The organism is Spirosoma sp. KUDC1026 (genome assembly GCF_013375035.1).
GTDB lineage: Bacteria > Bacteroidota > Bacteroidia > Cytophagales > Spirosomataceae > Spirosoma.
Map to the genome: position 1 here is coordinate 1,063,031 of NZ_CP056032.1, position 17,017 is coordinate 1,080,047.

At 43.7% G+C, this 17,017-nt stretch carries 14 protein-coding genes; all 14 read left to right on the plus strand.

Annotation, left to right across the window (positions count from 1 at the left end):
• Positions 1–19: 19 nt before the first annotated feature.
• The 14 genes from HU175_RS04530 (at position 20) to HU175_RS04595 (ending at position 16,962) form a co-directional block, all read left to right on the plus strand.
• A complete protein-coding gene (locus tag HU175_RS04530; protein ID WP_176565456.1) occupies positions 20–862 on the plus strand; it encodes a glycosyltransferase in 843 nt (280 codons plus the stop codon).
• Positions 859–1,737 (plus strand): glycosyltransferase, encoded by an 879-nt coding sequence (locus tag HU175_RS04535; RefSeq protein ID WP_176565457.1) that lies wholly within the window; start codon positions 859–861, stop codon positions 1,735–1,737. The genes HU175_RS04530 and HU175_RS04535 overlap by 4 nt, the downstream gene beginning before the upstream one ends.
• Positions 1,738–1,875: 138 nt before the next feature.
• Entirely contained in the window at positions 1,876–3,594 is a 1,719-nt protein-coding gene (locus tag HU175_RS04540) for a TMF family protein (RefSeq protein WP_228724317.1), read from the plus strand.
• Between the two features lie 326 nt (positions 3,595–3,920).
• Positions 3,921–4,235, plus strand: a complete 315-nt coding sequence (locus HU175_RS04545) for a hypothetical protein (RefSeq protein WP_176565458.1) — start codon at positions 3,921–3,923, stop codon at positions 4,233–4,235.
• Between the two features lie 239 nt (positions 4,236–4,474).
• Positions 4,475–5,653, plus strand: a complete 1,179-nt coding sequence (locus HU175_RS04550; protein ID WP_176565459.1) for a bZIP transcription factor — start codon at positions 4,475–4,477, stop codon at positions 5,651–5,653.
• An 88-nt stretch (positions 5,654–5,741) separates the two neighbouring features.
• A complete protein-coding gene (locus HU175_RS04555; RefSeq protein ID WP_176565460.1) occupies positions 5,742–6,773 on the plus strand; it encodes a glycosyltransferase family 2 protein in 1,032 nt (343 codons plus the stop codon).
• A gap of 7 nt (positions 6,774–6,780) precedes the next feature.
• Positions 6,781–7,920, plus strand: coding sequence for a hypothetical protein (locus tag HU175_RS04560; protein ID WP_176565461.1), 1,140 nt, complete (start codon positions 6,781–6,783; stop codon positions 7,918–7,920).
• Positions 7,921–7,956: 36 nt separating this feature from the next.
• Positions 7,957–9,048: a glycosyltransferase family 4 protein gene (locus HU175_RS04565; RefSeq protein ID WP_228724318.1), complete on the plus strand. Its 1,092-nt coding sequence runs from the start codon at positions 7,957–7,959 to the stop codon at positions 9,046–9,048.
• Positions 9,049–9,123: 75 nt separating this feature from the next.
• The gene (locus HU175_RS04570) at positions 9,124–10,263 is read left to right on the plus strand and encodes a glycosyltransferase (protein ID WP_228724319.1); all 1,140 of its coding nucleotides are present in this window, start codon (positions 9,124–9,126) and stop codon (positions 10,261–10,263) included.
• 91 nt (positions 10,264–10,354) lie between these two features.
• A complete protein-coding gene (locus HU175_RS04575; RefSeq protein ID WP_228724320.1) occupies positions 10,355–10,846 on the plus strand; it encodes a 3-coathanger stack domain-containing protein in 492 nt (163 codons plus the stop codon).
• A 421-nt stretch (positions 10,847–11,267) separates the two neighbouring features.
• The gene (locus HU175_RS04580) at positions 11,268–12,485 is read left to right on the plus strand and encodes a capsule assembly Wzi family protein (protein WP_410528579.1); all 1,218 of its coding nucleotides are present in this window, start codon (positions 11,268–11,270) and stop codon (positions 12,483–12,485) included.
• Positions 12,486–12,673: 188 nt separating this feature from the next.
• Positions 12,674–14,053, plus strand: a complete 1,380-nt coding sequence (locus HU175_RS04585; RefSeq protein ID WP_176565465.1) for an exopolysaccharide biosynthesis polyprenyl glycosylphosphotransferase — start codon at positions 12,674–12,676, stop codon at positions 14,051–14,053.
• A 29-nt stretch (positions 14,054–14,082) separates the two neighbouring features.
• Positions 14,083–15,582 (plus strand): capsule assembly Wzi family protein, encoded by a 1,500-nt coding sequence (locus HU175_RS04590; protein WP_176565466.1) that lies wholly within the window; start codon positions 14,083–14,085, stop codon positions 15,580–15,582.
• A gap of 129 nt (positions 15,583–15,711) precedes the next feature.
• Positions 15,712–16,962, plus strand: coding sequence for a serine hydrolase domain-containing protein (locus tag HU175_RS04595; protein ID WP_176569123.1), 1,251 nt, complete (start codon positions 15,712–15,714; stop codon positions 16,960–16,962).
• Positions 16,963–17,017: the final 55 nt, after the last annotated feature.

The window sequence follows — 17,017 nt, forward strand, 5'->3', positions numbered from 1 at the left end:
TATTGTTAGAATAGTAGTGATGAGCATTGCAGCATCCGTAGTACTTTATAATTCGGACGAGTCAGTAATTGATAATGTAAGTACATACATTGATCAGGTTGATAAATTATATATTATTGATAACTCAGAATCAATTAATTCTAAGCTGGTTGAATGTCTTAACGTAAATCAAAAGATAGAATATGTATGGCTCAAAGGCAATTTAGGCATAGCTACTGCCCTGAACGTTGCCTGCGAAAAAGCTATTGCCGATGGTCATGACTATATTCTAATGATGGATGATGATTCTCGTGCTGTCAGTACTATGGTTGAGCAGATGCTTAACTACGAGCGTGAGTATGCAGATCTGAAAATTGGAATTATTGCTGCTCAGTCTGATCCTAATCTCTTTAGTGAAAAGATTAGAAGTGTCTGGTATACAATCACCTCTGGAAGCTTGATGAAGCTATCTGCGTATGAAGAGTGCGGAGGTTTTCTGGATAAGTTGTTTATTGATGCTGTTGATCATGAATATTGTTTTAGATTAAAGGAAAAGGGATACCATATTATTAATCTGGATTATCTTCATCTAGAACATTCAATTGGCGAGCTTAAAGAACTAAAACTATTTAATAAGACGCTGTATAAGTGGTCCTCCCATAACCATATTCGGATGTATTATATGATGCGAAATTTCCTATATGTGTTAACAAAATACCATAGTACTATACCAGTAAAGACAAAAATACTATTGTATTATAGTGTATCGAGAGCCTGTTTTTTCGATTCAATGCTAGAGGGGGATATACTAAGGCGAATTAAATTCTTGGTTAAAGCATTTAAAGATTATAGAGCCGGTAATTTTGGAAAGATTAGTCTATGAGTACTAATATTACTCGGGGCGGTAATGTTGCGGGAATGATAACGCTTTATAACTCGCAACCAGCTGTTATTGATAATATACAATTTATTATCGATCAGGTGGAACGTTTATATATTGTGGATAATTCGGAGATTACCGACAGTAAATTAGTTGAAAATCTCCTGGCTATCTCACAAAAGGTAAACTATATTAGTAATAAAGGAAATCTAGGTATAGCACGGGCCTTAAACGTTGCAGCGAATGCCGCTTTAGCAGATGGATTTGCCTATCTGTTACTTATGGACGATGATTCTGAGGCCCCCGCCAATCTGGTTTCTGAGTTACTGGGTGTTTACTCAGTTACTTCCTCTACTGAGATTGGTATCGTTGCTGCGCAATCAGATCCATCCGTTCCGAATACAAATTCTGTCAAAGACGTTCTTACCATCATTACGTCTGGTAGCCTTCTGAATCTGGAGGCCTACAAGTCAGTAGGGCCTTTTCTTGAAGACTTATTTATAGACTGGGTTGATCTAGAATACTGCTTTCGGCTACAGCAGCATGGGTATAAAGTGCTAGTTCACGATGGGGTTCGCTTAAATCATCGGCTGGGTACGTTTCAGACAAAAAGGTTATTTGGGCTGCTTCCAATCCGGTGGCGTTCTCACAGCCCTACCCGTCTCTATTACAAATTTCGTAACAGTCAATATGTTATGCGACAATACAGGCGGCAAGTACCGTTATCGTTTGTGGGATCCATTTACTATGAACTGGGAAGAGACTTGGTGAAAATTTTGTTTGTCGAAACAAACAAAAGAATTTATTTAGCTTCGATATGGATGGCCTTAAATGATGGTTTTCGGGGAAAACTGGGAAAGCTAAAACCGAAGGCTTAATCTATCTGTTGATCACACACGGCTGGCTATAGAAAGTTGTATTTACTAACGGAGATACATTATATTTGTTAGCTTTTGTCTGCATATATAAACTATAAAGAGAAATGGCAGTTTGATACGTCCCTTTGCAAAAGATATATGAAAAAACACTTACTTACCTGTGGCATCGCTACATCCTTATTGGCAAGTAGCCAGTTGTTGATGGCTCAGACGTCAACAACTAATATTAGCATTACAACACCAACGTCAACACCAGCCGGTGGTTCTGACAATACGCTGGTGGGTGTTGGTGCGGGAAATACAAACATGTCTGGAAATGGCAACTTGATTCTGGGCCGTGGGGCTGGTATTCAGAATATGGCTGGTGCGCAAAATTCCTTTGTAGGAGCGATGGCTGGCCGTCAGAACTCGTCAGGGAGCTACAATACGTTCTTTGGTTACGAAGCCGGCAGCAGTAATACGAGTGGAAATAATAACCTCTTTATGGGAACCGGAGCTGGGTATACTAACTCAGATGGCTACAACAACCTGTTCAGTGGATATCGTGCTGGTTATTTCAATACATCCGGTCACCATAATGTGTTTATAGGATCAGGAGCGGGCTACAGTAATAGTGCTGGTACTGACAACACATTTATTGGTGCTGATGCGGGAGGGGCCAATACAAGTGCTACTGCCAACGTTTTTTTGGGATCTTTATCTGGCTCATCTAATACTTCAGGTAGCCAAAACACTTTTTTGGGCACCAATGCAGGTTTAAGTAACTCAAATGCTTCGGCTAATACCTTTGTCGGATTCGCAGCTGGAAGAAACAATTCTTCTGGCCAGTTTAATACATTCATTGGTGTTCAGGCAGGTTTAAGTAATACCACTGGAGAAGCCAATTTCTTTTTGGGAGTAAATGCCGGAGCTATAAACACGGTTGGGTCTGCTAATTTCTTCGTGGGCAATAATGCTGGAGCAAGAAATACAACAGGGGGATTCAATGTATTCTTAGGATCTAACGCGGGCTCTAACAATAATAATGGTGTAAATAACACTGCTATCGGTTTTGAGGCAGGAGGAAACCTCAGCAGTGGTCAAACCAATACATTTATTGGCTTTCGGGCGAATTCAGGACCTGGAGATTTAAATAATGCGACTGCCGTTGGAGCTAACGCAGTAGTTAACGTATCGAATGCAGTGGTGCTGGGCAACCAGGCCAACGTGGGGGTGGGTACATCAGCGCCCACCGCCAGGCTGCATGTGGTTAGCGGCACGGCGGGCCAGTCAGGACTACGTCTGGAAAACCTGCCCATCAACACCAACGCTAGCCTGACCAACCAGAACAAGTTTCTTTCGGTAGACGGCAGCGGCAACGTGATCCTGGTGAGCAGCAACAGCTCGGGTCGCCTGGCGGCCGAGTCCGATGGGCAGTGGGGTCTGGAAGACGGCCAGTTGCGCAACCTCAACGAGGGCAGCGTGGTGATCGGTCCGGGGGTGAGCCGTTTACCGGCAGGCTACCGGCTGTACGTCTCGGAGGGCATCCTGACCGAGAAGGTGAAGGTGGCCGTCAAGAGCACCGAGAACTGGTCGGACAAGGTCTTCGAGTCGGGGTATCGGTTGTGGAGCTTGGGTGAGGTGGATCGGTACGTTCGTGCCCACAAGCATCTACCTGGTGTTCCCTCGGCGTCAGAGGTTGTTCGGGAGGGGGTTGACGTGGGTGAGATGCAGGCCAAGCTGCTGGAGAAGATCGAGGAGCTCACCCTGCACGTCATTCAGCTGCAAAAGGACAATCAGAAAATGCAGCAACTGAATCTGCAACTCGAGCAGCAGCAAATGAAGATGCAAAAGCAGTTACGGAAATTGTCTAAATAGTGGTATCACCCTATTGAGAAAAGGAATAATACTTTATAAAAAAATCCCTCACAAAAATTTTTTGTGAGGGATTTTTTTATAAAGTAAACAAATTATATACTTAAAGGTATTTATTTGAAAAATAACTTATCGTCTATTTAACCTTTTTATGAAAAAAGTATACACAAGCCTTGCTGCTTTTAGTTTTAGCTGCATTGCACTCTCAGTTTGTTATGCACAGAATAACACTGTCGTAGGAAACGCTCAGTCAACCCCTGGCTCCGATAACGTATTAATTGGGGTACAGGCAGGTAATGCCTCAATGAGTGGTTCTGGTAACGTAGCGGTTGGAAAAAGCGCTGGTGCTGGACTTACGAATGGATCCAGTAATAGTTTTATTGGTATTGGTGCCGGTGCAGCGAATAACACAGGTATTGATAACACTTTCTTGGGAGCGTTTGCCGGGTTTGCAAATTCGTCTGGGAATGAGAACACATTTGTTGGCCGGGGAGCTGGTACAAGAAATACGACTGGTGTATCAAATTCTTTTGTGGGGATCAGTGCCGGGCAAGACAACACAACCGGATCGCGTAATTCATTCTTTGGTGCCGCAGCTGGAGTTGATAACACAACCGGGAGCATTAATGCTTTCTTTGGTGTAGAGGCTGGCGTCTACAACACGACTGCTTCATATAACACTTTTTTAGGCGGTTATGCAGGTAATCGTAATACCACAGGACCTCATAATACATTTGTTGGACACTCTGCAGGTACCTTTAACCAGACAGGATCACAAAATGCGTTTTTTGGCTCTTTTGCAGGCGCTAACAACAATGCATCAAACAATGCCTTTTTTGGCTATAGTGCAGGTAATAACACCAATACTGGAGATAATAACACCATGATTGGCGCGTTTGCAGGCTGGTCTAATACATCGGGGACTCAGAATACATTCATAGGCTACAACGCTGGATTCAAAAACACGGGATCTGCCAACTCATTCGTGGGTTTCAAGGCAGGTGAGCAAAATACGACTGGCCAGTTCAACTCTTTCATTGGGGTGCAGGCAGGACTCAGTAACACTACTGGTAGCAGTAACTATTTCTTTGGTACTAATTCCGGGGTTAATAACACCAGTGGCTCAGGTAACTACTTCCTGGGCGACAACGCAGGACAGTTCAACACCAGTGGTGGTTTCAACATATATATCGGCGCCAACTCGGGTAATGGCCCCGGAGTAAATGGCAACAACAACATGGCCCTAGGCTTCGAAGCTGGACGGGGTAACAACGGCGGCTTCAACAATACTTTCGTCGGGTTCAGGGCAGATGCGGGCAATGCTGGCTTGGTTAACGCAACGGCCATCGGCAACAATGCCGTGGTGCGGGTATCGAATGCAGTGGTGCTGGGCAACCAGGCCAACGTGGGGGTGGGCACATCAGCGCCCACCGCCAGGCTGCATGTGGTTAGCGGCACGGCGGGCCAGTCAGGACTACGTCTGGAAAACCTGCCCATCAACACCAACGCTAGCCTGACCAACCAGAACAAGTTTCTTTCGGTAGACGGCAGCGGCAACGTGATCCTGGTGAGCAGCAACAGCTCGGGTCGCCTGGCGGCCGAGTCCGATGGGCAGTGGGGTCTGGAAGACGGCCAGTTGCGCAACCTCAACGAGGGCAGCGTGGTGATCGGTCCGGGGGTGAGCCGTTTACCGGCAGGCTACCGGCTGTACGTCTCGGAGGGCATCCTGACCGAGAAGGTGAAGGTGGCCGTCAAGAGCACCGAGAACTGGTCGGACAAGGTCTTCGAGTCGGGGTATCGGTTGTGGAGCTTGGGTGAGGTGGATCGGTACGTTCGTGCCCACAAGCATCTACCTGGTGTTCCCTCGGCGTCAGAGGTTGTTCGGGAGGGGGTTGACGTGGGTGAGATGCAGGCCAAGCTGCTGGAGAAGATCGAGGAGCTCACCCTGCACGTCATTCAGCTGCAAAGCCGGATTAATACGCTCGAAAAGAAGCAGGTAGTAAGTAAAACTGCTGTAAAGAAGAGTATTACCAAAGCAAATCCGCAACGAGCAGCTAGATAACAATTTACCAGAGGAAAGCGCAACCAGCCCCGAATAATGTATTTTTGTACTTTGTCCGTTAACAAAGTAAAGGATCTATCGGCTAATTGTGCTTTCCTCTAAGGTATATATCGTAGTATTAAACTATAATGGCTGGAAAGACACCACAGAGTGTATAGAAAGTTTATTATCACTCAAGTACTCTAATTATCAGATCGTTATAGTCGATAATTGTTCGAGTGACGATTCTGCCATTTATATAGAAAGATGGCTGTCAAAGCATAGGTTCATTGATTCTGGACTGGTAGAATCTGATTTTCTCCAAGAAACAAAGGCTCATTCTTGTGTCGTATACAGTACTTCCGATCTCCTGAATAGCTTTCCTGTAATTACGTTCATTCAGACAAATGAGAATCTTGGCTATGCGGGAGGCAATAATGTAGGTATACGTTATGCCCAAAATTCAGGAGACGCGGCTTTTGTTTGGATTCTGAACAATGACACAATTGTAGATCCGCAGAGTTTAGGGTTTTTGGTACAGAAGATAGAAACCTCTTCGCCTGAAAATGTTGGCCTTGTGGGTGGGAAGCTGATGTATTATCATGATCGGGAACGAATACAATGCATAGGTGGCGCCTATTATAATAAATGGCTTGGATATAGTCGGCAGATTGGAAATGGTGAGTTGGAGAATGGCCAATTTGTGGGCAAAAATGTCCGGCCTGATCTGATAATTGGTGCCTGTATGCTGGTTAGTGCTGATTTTCTGCAAAATGTTGGTTTATTGAATGAAGAATATTTTCTTTATTTCGAAGAGCAGGACTGGGCAGAAAGAGCCAGACAAAAAGGATTCGTGCTGAGTTTTTCAGAAAAAGCTATTGTTTACCACAAAGAAGGGGCTACAATTGGCGCGGGTCAATTTTCGGGGAGTAGCCGATTTTCTGACTTTTATTTCTCTAGAAGTAAAATTCTCTTCACTGATAAATATTATAATAAACTAGTTTCATTGTCCGTCAGAACTAGCCTTCTGTTAACGATATACAATAGAGTCAGGCGCTCTCAATATGACCGTATCCCAATGTTGTTCAAGACCATGTTTAGTTCGAGAGAAAAATTACTAAATATGGCTTATAAAAAATGATCTGGATATGGTTATAAAACCTATTATAATTCCCCGATTAGTTCTTTCTAATAAACTACTATGGTATATTTTATTATACTGCTGTATTGTATATAACTTTCATAGATATATTTTCAAATACAGCCATGGTGGGTACCCCAAAGAAGGATATCAACAAACTCCCCTTGTCTGGCAAGGGGGGAAGTTTGTTCTGGTAGCCGTACTATTAGCACTTATCTATGTTAGAGGAAAATTTACACTAAAATTGCCTTTGCCTGTTGTTCTATTCTATGCATTCATTTCGTTAATAATACTAGTAAATTTATGGTCTAGCATTTTTTATAATGTACTATCTACTGACGAATTTGAATATTCAATCTTTGCAATTAGTGTACTACCTATTGCATTTCTAACGAAAGAAAGCCTTTCTGGATTGGCAGATGATATAAAATCAATTTTGAATAGCTGCCAATATATTGTAATCTATTCTAATCTGTTAGTTATAATTAATTACTTTGTATTAGATATTTTGCCATTTCATGCTTATCGGGGAGTATTACTTCGGTTTGGTGGGCTGTGGGATGATCCAAATACATTTGGTATTATTAGTGTCTTCCTGCTTGGTATTTCTATAGCAAATAAACAGTATGTTCTATCTGGAGCTCATGTAATCAACATACTCCTGACAGTATCTTTGACAAGCTATATTCTGTTGGTAACGTTTGCTGCTTATTATTTTATCAACACCAGTAAAAATCGCATACTACGCATTTCTGTCTTCGTTGCCTTGTTTCTATCTGTTGTGTTTATAGCTGTATTAAACGCTGATTTACTCACTCAGGTTTATGAAGCTAAACGCGAGTCCATCGAGCAGCATGCTACTATAGATCTTGGATTCAAGTTAATTCCGCTGCTACAGCCAATACAGTTTCATGAAACCTGGCTTCTAAGTTTTAGTGTAAACTATTTTCCATTATCGGTACCAGTTATCTTATTGTTAGTATTCCTGTTTATTAAATTTTTTCTCTTCGATAGAAAAAGCCTACAAAGATTAATGTACATTTTATTCTTTGTATCAAGCCTTTTTCTTCCCTTTTTATATATGTTCCCCATTAATTTTATAGCGTTGTTGTTCTTTGTACTATACGCTAAAGAAGTCCGATTTTAATTTGTTGCTAATATGCATTTCTGTGCTGACGCACGAATGATACACAATTCTGGTATTGGCGTATACATTCGTGAATACATAAACTATATTGTTCAGGAAAAGATATTTGATAAAATTACCCTTATAGGTAAGCCTGAACTATTAAAACGATATTTTGGTCAGTTTTCGAACTGGGAATGTGTAGAAGCAGATTTTCCTATCTACTCGATAACAGAACAAATAAAGTTACCGCGTCTTATCCCGGCCTGTGATTTATTCTGGTCTCCTCATTACAATATACCTCTATTTCCTATTAAAGCCAGGAAGAGATTAGTTACCGTTCCAGACGTATTCCATCTGGCTCACGCTAATACTTTACCGCTTAAGCAACAGGTATACGCAAAATTAGTTACAAACGCTGCTGTTAAGCTATCAAATAAAGTCGTAACGATATCGGAATATTCAGCCCAGGAAATTAAACGGCTAACAGGCGTGGGTAAACCTAAGGTTGAAACAGTCCTGCTGGGATTAAATACGTCGGAGTTTACCGTATCACAAAGCCTGGAAATACAGAAACAGGTAAAAGCATTATATGGCTTACCTGATCGGTACATACTATTTGTTGGAAATGTAAAGCCTCACAAGAATTTACAAACGCTGGTCGATGCTTTTTCGTTGCTGTTACAGGATCAACCTGACTTGTATTTGTTAATTGCGGGTAAAAAGGAAGGATTTATTACCGGTGATAAAGAACTCTTTGAGCGGATTGAGAAAAATGAGACGCTGGCCAAACGTATAAAGTTTTCGGGTTATGTAGACTCAGAACATCTGCCTGTAATCTACAACATGGCTTCTTTATTTGTTTTTCCTTCTTTGTATGAAGGGTTTGGTTTCCCTCCGCTTGAAGCAATGGCCTGCGGCTGTCCTGTCGTTGCGTCCAATCGAGCAAGTATTCCCGAAGTATGCGGTGAGAGTGCGTTCTATGTAGATCCGACCAATCCGGCTGAAATTGCTCAAGGTATAGAACAGGTATTAACCCATAAAGAACTACGTAATAAGTTGATTGAAAAAGGGTTTATGCAGGTTCAGAAATATAAATGGAAGGATTCTGACCAACACTTTGTTAGGATAATCAAGTCAATGATATAGAGTCGTTGCCTTTTAACTGGAAGGACGTAGTAGTTAGTAATCTGATTTATAGTACTTCATAGCAACAACATACACGTGAAAATTGCCTTAGTTCAGGATGGATTGATGTGCCGCGCGGGGGGAGAACAGGTTGCTCTCTGCTTTCATAAAGCTTTTCCTGAAGCTCCTATCTATACGCAATGTTACCAGCCCAGCCTCACATTTCCTGAGTTCAAGGAAGCTGATATTCGTACGTCTTGGCTGCAAAATATTGCGAAGACGGACGATCGAATGAAACAGCTTTTTTTTCCGCTAGGCGTTCAGGCGATGCAATCTCATGATTTGACCGATTTTGACGTAGTGCTCATGTCAGGAACACATTGTGCTAAATACGTTAAAGTCCGAAAGAATGCGTTGGTAATCAGTTATAGTTTTACTCCCTTCCGATTGGCCTGGAATCCCGAATCGTACGCTCAGTACGCAGAAGCTGGACCCATAAAACGGTTCGTGTTTGATAAGATACTTCGGTATTTGCGGGATGTAGATTTCAGGTTTGCCCAACGACCAAACTACTATGTGGGTATGACCGATGAGACGGCAGAGCGGCTACGTAGTGCTTATCAGATAAAGAAACCGATTCGGATCATCAAGCCGCCAGTTAGTGTAAATAATTTTTATGTCTCGAATCTGCCAAAAGAGTATTTTTTGATCGTTTCTCGATTAGAATACTATAAGAAGGTTGACCTGGCAATCGATGCTTTCAACGAGCTGGGATACCCACTCGTGGTTGTTGGTAAGGGGCTGCAGGCAGAAGAGATAAAGGCCAGGGCCAAAGGAAACGTCACGTTTCTAAGCGGTTTGTCGGCACAACAACTAGCCGATGCGTATGCAAACTGTCGAGCCTTTATTTTCCCTCAGCATGAGGATTACGGAATAACTCCGCTGGAGGCTAATGCTGCCGGGCGTCCGGTAATTGCGTACGGCGTTGGGGGGGTACTGGCAACCCAGATTCCGGTAAAAGATGATCCAGCAGAAGCGACCGCCCTGTTTTTTGATGAACAAACGGTCGAGAGTTTAGTTAAAGCGGTGAAAGCGTTTGAGGGAATTGAAGAGCGGTTCAATCCAACATTTATCCGACAGCATGCTGAAGCCTTTGATGAAAAGATCTTCATCGAACAAATTCAGCAGTTTGTACAGGGAAAATATTTAGAATATAAGAAACATAGTGTAGCTTAGCAAGATATATAACAGCCATCCCTTTATGAGAAACAAGTACTTCTATTTCAGACTTTTGACGGTTACTGCTATCGGATGCATAACATCTGTTATGGCGACAGCCCAGACAAACCAACAGTCTTTACGAATCCAGATTCAGTACGAAAAACCAGGTCGGTACCTGGAACAGGCAACTGAAACGATAGAGGCTGTAAACGTTGTGAAAAAGACGGCTAACGTAGAGTACCAAGCTGGCCAGTCGGTGACGCTACTACCGGGCTTTAGTGCAGAAACGGGGAGCACATTTGCTGCTACGATCAAAGCGGTTTCCACGAAGCAGGAAACACCCCTTCAACTGGCAGCTTACCCAAATCCATTCGATCAGTCAACGACAATAGAATATTATTTGCCTTCTGCCGGGAAGGTAAACCTAAATATCATTGATTCGCAGGGGCGTGTTGTTGGGCAGCTTGTTCAGGGCGAAAACCAGGAAGCCGGCAAACACAAAATTGACTGGAAGCCAGAAAGTGCTGGTACAGGCGTATACTTTCCAGTAGTTGAAGCTAATCAGCAGAAAGCCGCCGGACGTCTGGTGAAAAAATAAGTAAAAGCATATTCTATACCTGATAGACCCCGGTTATGTGACCGGGGTCTTTTTATTTACTTATCTTTGAAGCTTCATTAATAAACAATTAAAGTCTCTATAAAGTAAACGGATGATCGTAGTGGCTTGTAAAAGAGTAGGTTATGTACTAATTCTTAGTGTTCTTACTTCGTTGGTACACGCTCAGACGTTACGTCAGCCTGACCAGTATTCTATAGAAGCCGGCGTTTATTCGTCTTCCTCACTAAACACACCTTTTTGGCTGCGTAGCAATCAATACGGTATTGTTCCGTTTCAGTCGCCTATTCAAACGCTGCGGTTTGAGGTACACAGTGATTACGATTCAACACGTTCGCAGACTAATAAAAGAGGTTCTCGGTTCTCACTTGGATATGGGCTTAACTTAGTGGCTAACAGAGCTGTGAATAAGCAACCCTATGAGAAAAATGTATTATTACCCGAAGCATACATTAAAGCGCGCTTAGGCATTTTTGAGTTATATGCTGGTCGTAGACGTGAAAAGTTTGGTCTAGCCGATTCTACGTTGTCAACCGGTTCTTATTCCTGGTCCGGTAATGCCATGCCCATCCCCAAAATTCAACTTTCTATTCCAACATTTACGCCAATCGGAATAACGAATGGATGGGTATCTGTGCAGGGAACCTACGCGCATGGTTGGTTTAGTTCCTCGGGTTTCATTCAAAATACACTGCTGCACCAGAAATCTTTTTACGTGCGCCTGGGACGTGAAAAGGATGTTGTTCGGGTATACGGCGGCTTCAATCACCAGGTCGTTTGGGGCGGTCGTACTGATAATTTAAAAGGTACAGGGCTCGTTCCGGATAACGGTAAACTGCCTTCTACATTACGTGATTATTACTATGTAGTTGTAGGAGATCGCTGGAGCCGGACGGATTCAAGTGCATATACTAACTTTGAGATCACTAACCGCGTTGGTAACCATCTGGGAAGTATAGATGTCGGAATGGAGATCGATCTGGTGAAATACACATTGTTTATGTATCGTCAGAATCTGTACGAAGATGGATCGCTGTTCTATTTATTAAATATTCAGGATGGCCTGAATGGATTCAGAATTCGGCGCAATAATCCCAATGCTATCGTACGGGACATTCTGTTCGAATACCTAAACACAACTGATCAGGGCGGACCAATATTTCAGATTGGTGATCCCTATAAACAGGGAAAAGATAACTACTTCAACAACCAGCAATACCGGGATGGCTGGGGTTATAAAGAACACACAATAGGCACGCCATTTATTCCACCCGCTTATGGCCCGAATGGGGAATATCCTTTTGGCGCTTTTACGTCTAATAATAGGGTAATGGTGTATCATCTCGGGATGTCAGGGAGTTTTCCGATACGCTGGAAAGGACTGAGCGCACCGATTACTTACCAAACTAAACTGTCCTATAGCCAGAATTATGGCACGTATGATATCCCATACCGTCCCCGGAGAAATCAATTCTCGGGCTATTTCAGTATGATTGTGCCATTTTCCTGGATGGGTGGAATCCAGTTAGCCGGTAGTGCCGCTATCGATGACGGAACTCTGTATCAAAATGGCTTTGGTACGTACATAAGCTTGAAAAAGGTCTGGAACTCAACAAAGTAGGATTGATTTTTGTTAAAGCTCTGACCGTTACATTCGGTTGGTGTTTCTATTGAAGTTATACAGTGGGCAGGATTATGATCTTGCCCGTAGAATAACATTCTTGGGTGGTAGTGGATTACAACCCTTATTTTTGTGTACTATAAAGATATATACCCTCCCGTACATTCGGGTTCATAGATCTGAGACGTATGAGACACCGGTATTCCATACTGTTCTTTCCACTTCATGTAATTGTTGATCTGCTTAGTGTAAATGCGGCATTTATCGGCGCATACTGGATCAAATTTCATACACTGGATGCGGTAGCTCAACCGCCATATGCTACACTGTGGATTATATTTAATCTGATCTGGCTGGTTGAGGTTATTGCATTTAAGCCTTACATTTTCCCTCGTCAGCTCTTTAAACTATCTCATTTACTACGTACACTTTCGGTATTAGTTGGGGTTCATATTGCTGTTGTCGCGGTTTATTGCGTTGCTGTTCAGGGGTATTATTACTCCAGGGAGCACCTTTTCATAACCTATTTTCTTTTTGTCTGTCTAAGTATTTTAACTCGCATAGGGGGCTTGATTTTTCTGCGCGAGTATCGAATACGTGGTTATAACAACCGACGGTATATTATTGTCGGTCATGGTAAACTGGCGGTATCAATTCATAGCTTCTACGAAGCTCATCCCGAAATGGGCTTTCGCTTCTATGGCTATTTTGACCAGCCCGATCCTGAGAATGCCGGAGTACTTAACGGAACGATCGACGATTTGAGCCGTTTTGTTAAGCAGCAGGAGATTGATTGTGTTTACTGCTGCATGCCTTATATAGAAAGCGATCAGCTTAAGAAAATTGTTGATCAGGCGGAAATAGATGACTACCAGGTCAAATTACTGGTTGATTTTAGAGGGTTTATGAGCAAAGGAACATCTGTTGAGTATCATGACTTCCTGCCCGTGTTGAATGTGTCGTCGCAGATGCTTGCTGACTTCAGAGTAAACATATTCAAACGGACTTTTGACATTATTTTTTCACTGTGTGCCTTTATTTTTGGCCTGCCCATTTTTCTTGTTGTTGCTCTGGTAACCCGATTTACATCCTCCGGTCCCATTTTCTATGCGCAGGAGCGTGTTGGCCGTAATGGTAAACCATTCATGATCTATAAGTTCAGGAGTATGTTTGTGAATGCTGAAACAACGGGACCTGTTCTTTCCGGCGGACTTGCCGATAATCGGATTACGCCCTGGGGGAGGTTTATGCGGCAAACTCGACTGGATGAAATACCTCAGTTTTTTAATGTTCTAAAGGGGGATATGTCTGTTGTTGGGCCACGCCCCGAGCGGCAGTATTTTATTAACCAGATTGTAGAGATTGCTCCTGAATACAAACAGCTACTACGTGTAAAGCCAGGTATTACGTCTATTGGCCAGATTAAGTTCGGATACGCAGCTAGTGTTGACGAAATGGTTCAACGACTTCGATTTGATCTCCTATATCCTGCCCGCCGTTCTTTCCTGTTTGATATGTGGATTATCGCCCAGACTATCTGGGTAATGGCGCAGGGGCGGGGTAAGTAAGTGAATTTGGCCGGCTGCTTCCATTACTTATGAGAATTGCGTTACTGTGGACTTGCTTAGTTACTATTAGTTTTTCTACGTATGGACAACATGTTCACGAATATAAGGCAACTGTAGGAGGCTTTTTCTCATCAGGCCCTACGCCGTTCTGGCTTCGATCAAATCAGTATGGCGTTGTCCCCATACAAAACCCTACAGGTTCATTTGCTGTAGGCTTGCGGTCTGACTATAGAACAGCAGATAGCACGAGATCGAAACCGTTGGTCGATTGGGGGTATGGCATCGATGCAGTTGCAAACGCTGGGCAAGCGAATCAACTGTTACTGCCCGAAGCCTACGTAAAAGGACGTCTTGGTGCCTTTGAACTGTATGCGGGTCGACGTAGGGAAATTGTCGGCCTTGTCGACACGCTCCTGACGTCAGGTGCCTATATCTGGTCGGGTAACGCGCTCCCAATTCCCAAAATTCAGATTGGATTACCCCAGTTTACGCCTATTCCTTTCACAAAAGGAATCGTTTCCATTATGGGTGTAATAGCACACGGCTGGTTCGAAAATTCAGATCGTCTGGTTAAAGGGTCTTATCTGCATCAAAAATATTTTTACGGGCGATTCGGGAAACCGACCTGGCCTTTTCGCTTGTACGCTGGCTTTAACCACCAGGTTATCTGGGCTGGCTATTCGGATTACCTCATCGGTTCAAGTGCTGCAGTTAATGGACGTTTACCGTCTAGCATAAAGTATTTCCCAGCGGTTTTCTGGGGAAGTCGCAATACACAGGCGAATGGAATCGATGTAACTTCGTTTGAAGATAACCGGGTGGGTAATCATCTGGGATCGATAGATTTTGCTGTAGATGTCAATCTAGGGCAGTGGAATGCAATGCTCTACCGTCAATTCTTTTACGATGACGGGTCACTATTTTATCTTCTTAATGTTCAGGACGGCTTGAATGGCGTCCGGTTTAAGAGAAAAAAGCAGTCAAATGGTCTATTCTCGCTTCGGCAGGTAACGTTCGAGTATATGTTTTCTGGAAGTCAGGGCGGGGATTTATTCATCCTGGAAGATCCAAAAAGACGAGGTCGTGATGATTATTTCAATCATAGTCAGTTCCTGGATGGGTGGACTTATTATAAGCGCACTATTGGAACTCCGTTCTTTACGACAGATACGGAAGTCAGTAATGAGCTACCCGCGCGTGGTGGAGCTGGCATCGCAAATAACCGAGTCAGCCTGTTTCATGTGGGACTAAGTGCTATAGTGGCTAACCGGATTGATCTGACGGGCCGCCTGTCATACAGCATCAACGCTGGTACGTACGCTACGCCTTACGGAACGTTACCCCGCCAATTCTCCGGAATTATAACCGCTGGAATTCCAACTTCGCTATTCGGAGATACACAACTGACTGCATCGCTGGCCGTTGACGCCGGTAAATTACTGCCAAACAGTGTTGGCGGGTATATCGGCCTGCGGAAAAAGGGGCTGCTGAATAGTCGCCCGGCACAACGTATTGTTAGTCCGCGCTAATAAATCTTTCTGCATATAAGGACCGTTGCCAAGTTTTTACGACGATAAGTCGATTAAACGGTTGAGGATCGGTAGCAATCTTTATTTTTGCACGCATTGACCTACCCATAAACGAAGTTGCGAGTAAGGATGGTGCGGATGAATTGGATTGCGCGTTGTATCAGTATTATTTCAGTGTTTGTGGTAGGGTTCTCCTGCGGGCAGGATGGACAGAAAGAATTAAACCGCTCCGCAAAAGTCATGGGCAACTGCGCCGATGAGCAGGTTCTGTCGCCCAGCGAACAAATGACCATTAGGCAGCAGATCAACGCTGACGAAAAGTCGAGAGAAATCGAAGAGATTTTTCGTCAGAAAGTACGACAAGGTCTGAACGGTAACGTACTAGTTGCGCAGAAGGGTCTTGTACTCTACCGTCACTGCTTCGGGCTGGAACACTTCGAACGTAGCCAGCGGGATTCACTGGTAGAAGACTCTAAATTTCAGCTCGCATCGTTGTCGAAAACGTTTACGGCAGTTGGCACGTTGAAGCTAATTGAAGCGGGCAAGTTGAGTCTGGACGACACTATCCAGAAGTTCTATCCGGATTTTCCCTATCACGGTATTTCCGTTCGGAATCTTTTGAGCCATCGGAGTGGGCTGCCTAACTACGCCTACGCCTTCGACGATAGCATGAAGGTGAATTTCTACAAAAAGGAAAAACCTTACCCGACCAATGCGGTCATTATGCATTGGTTTGCTACGGTAAAACCTACACCCCAGGCATACAACATACCAGGGCGCGGCTTCAGCTACAGCAATACGAATTATATGGTGCTGGCATCGATTATAGAAAAGGTGACGGGGCAATCCTACGAGGCCTTCATTCACAAGAATATCTTCGAGCCCCTGGGGATGCACCATACCTTCGTGGCAACTACCAAGAACGATTCTATCAACTATCACCGAACGGCTGGTTACCAGTGGAATCGGCGTATTCCCAAAGATTACTACGATGACGTAGTAGGCGATAAAGGAATTTACTCCACAACGGGCGATCTGTTCCGATGGTATAGGGCGCTGAACGGCGATTGTATCCTGAAAAAGAAGACGCTGGCCGAAGCGTTTATTCCGCGCAGTTTTGAACGCAAGGGAGCCAAAAATTACGGTTATGGCTTCCGGATGATGCTAGACGACAAAAATCAGCCGGAGTTTATCTATCACTCGGGTTGGTGGAAAGGCTACAACACGATGTTTTGGTTCAGCCCAAAAGATGAGTACGTAATTATTATTCTAGGCAATAAATATAACAAGACAGTTTACCGGGTTAAGGAGCTTATTGATGTGCTTCGTAGTGGAAAAGATTCTGGGACATCAGAAAATGACACTGAGGCTGAAATATGAGTAGAGCTGGTCAATAGGCCGACTTTTACCCAAAACTGTGATCTGGCCCTCCCCG

Coding starts and splice junctions, on each gene's coding strand:
- HU175_RS04530 (WP_176565456.1), top strand. CDS start 20: ATGAGCATTGCAGCATCCGTAGTACTTTATAATTCGGACGAGTCAGTA.
- HU175_RS04565 (WP_228724318.1), top strand. CDS start 7,957: ATGATACACAATTCTGGTATTGGCGTATACATTCGTGAATACATAAAC.
- HU175_RS04535 (WP_176565457.1), top strand. CDS start 859: ATGAGTACTAATATTACTCGGGGCGGTAATGTTGCGGGAATGATAACG.
- HU175_RS04585 (WP_176565465.1), top strand. CDS start 12,674: ATGAGACACCGGTATTCCATACTGTTCTTTCCACTTCATGTAATTGTT.
- HU175_RS04595 (WP_176569123.1), top strand. CDS start 15,712: ATGGTGCGGATGAATTGGATTGCGCGTTGTATCAGTATTATTTCAGTG.
- HU175_RS04575 (WP_228724320.1), top strand. CDS start 10,355: ATGGCGACAGCCCAGACAAACCAACAGTCTTTACGAATCCAGATTCAG.
- HU175_RS04550 (WP_176565459.1), top strand. CDS start 4,475: ATGATTGGCGCGTTTGCAGGCTGGTCTAATACATCGGGGACTCAGAAT.
- HU175_RS04560 (WP_176565461.1), top strand. CDS start 6,781: ATGGTTATAAAACCTATTATAATTCCCCGATTAGTTCTTTCTAATAAA.
- HU175_RS04540 (WP_228724317.1), top strand. CDS start 1,876: ATGAAAAAACACTTACTTACCTGTGGCATCGCTACATCCTTATTGGCA.
- HU175_RS04590 (WP_176565466.1), top strand. CDS start 14,083: ATGAGAATTGCGTTACTGTGGACTTGCTTAGTTACTATTAGTTTTTCT.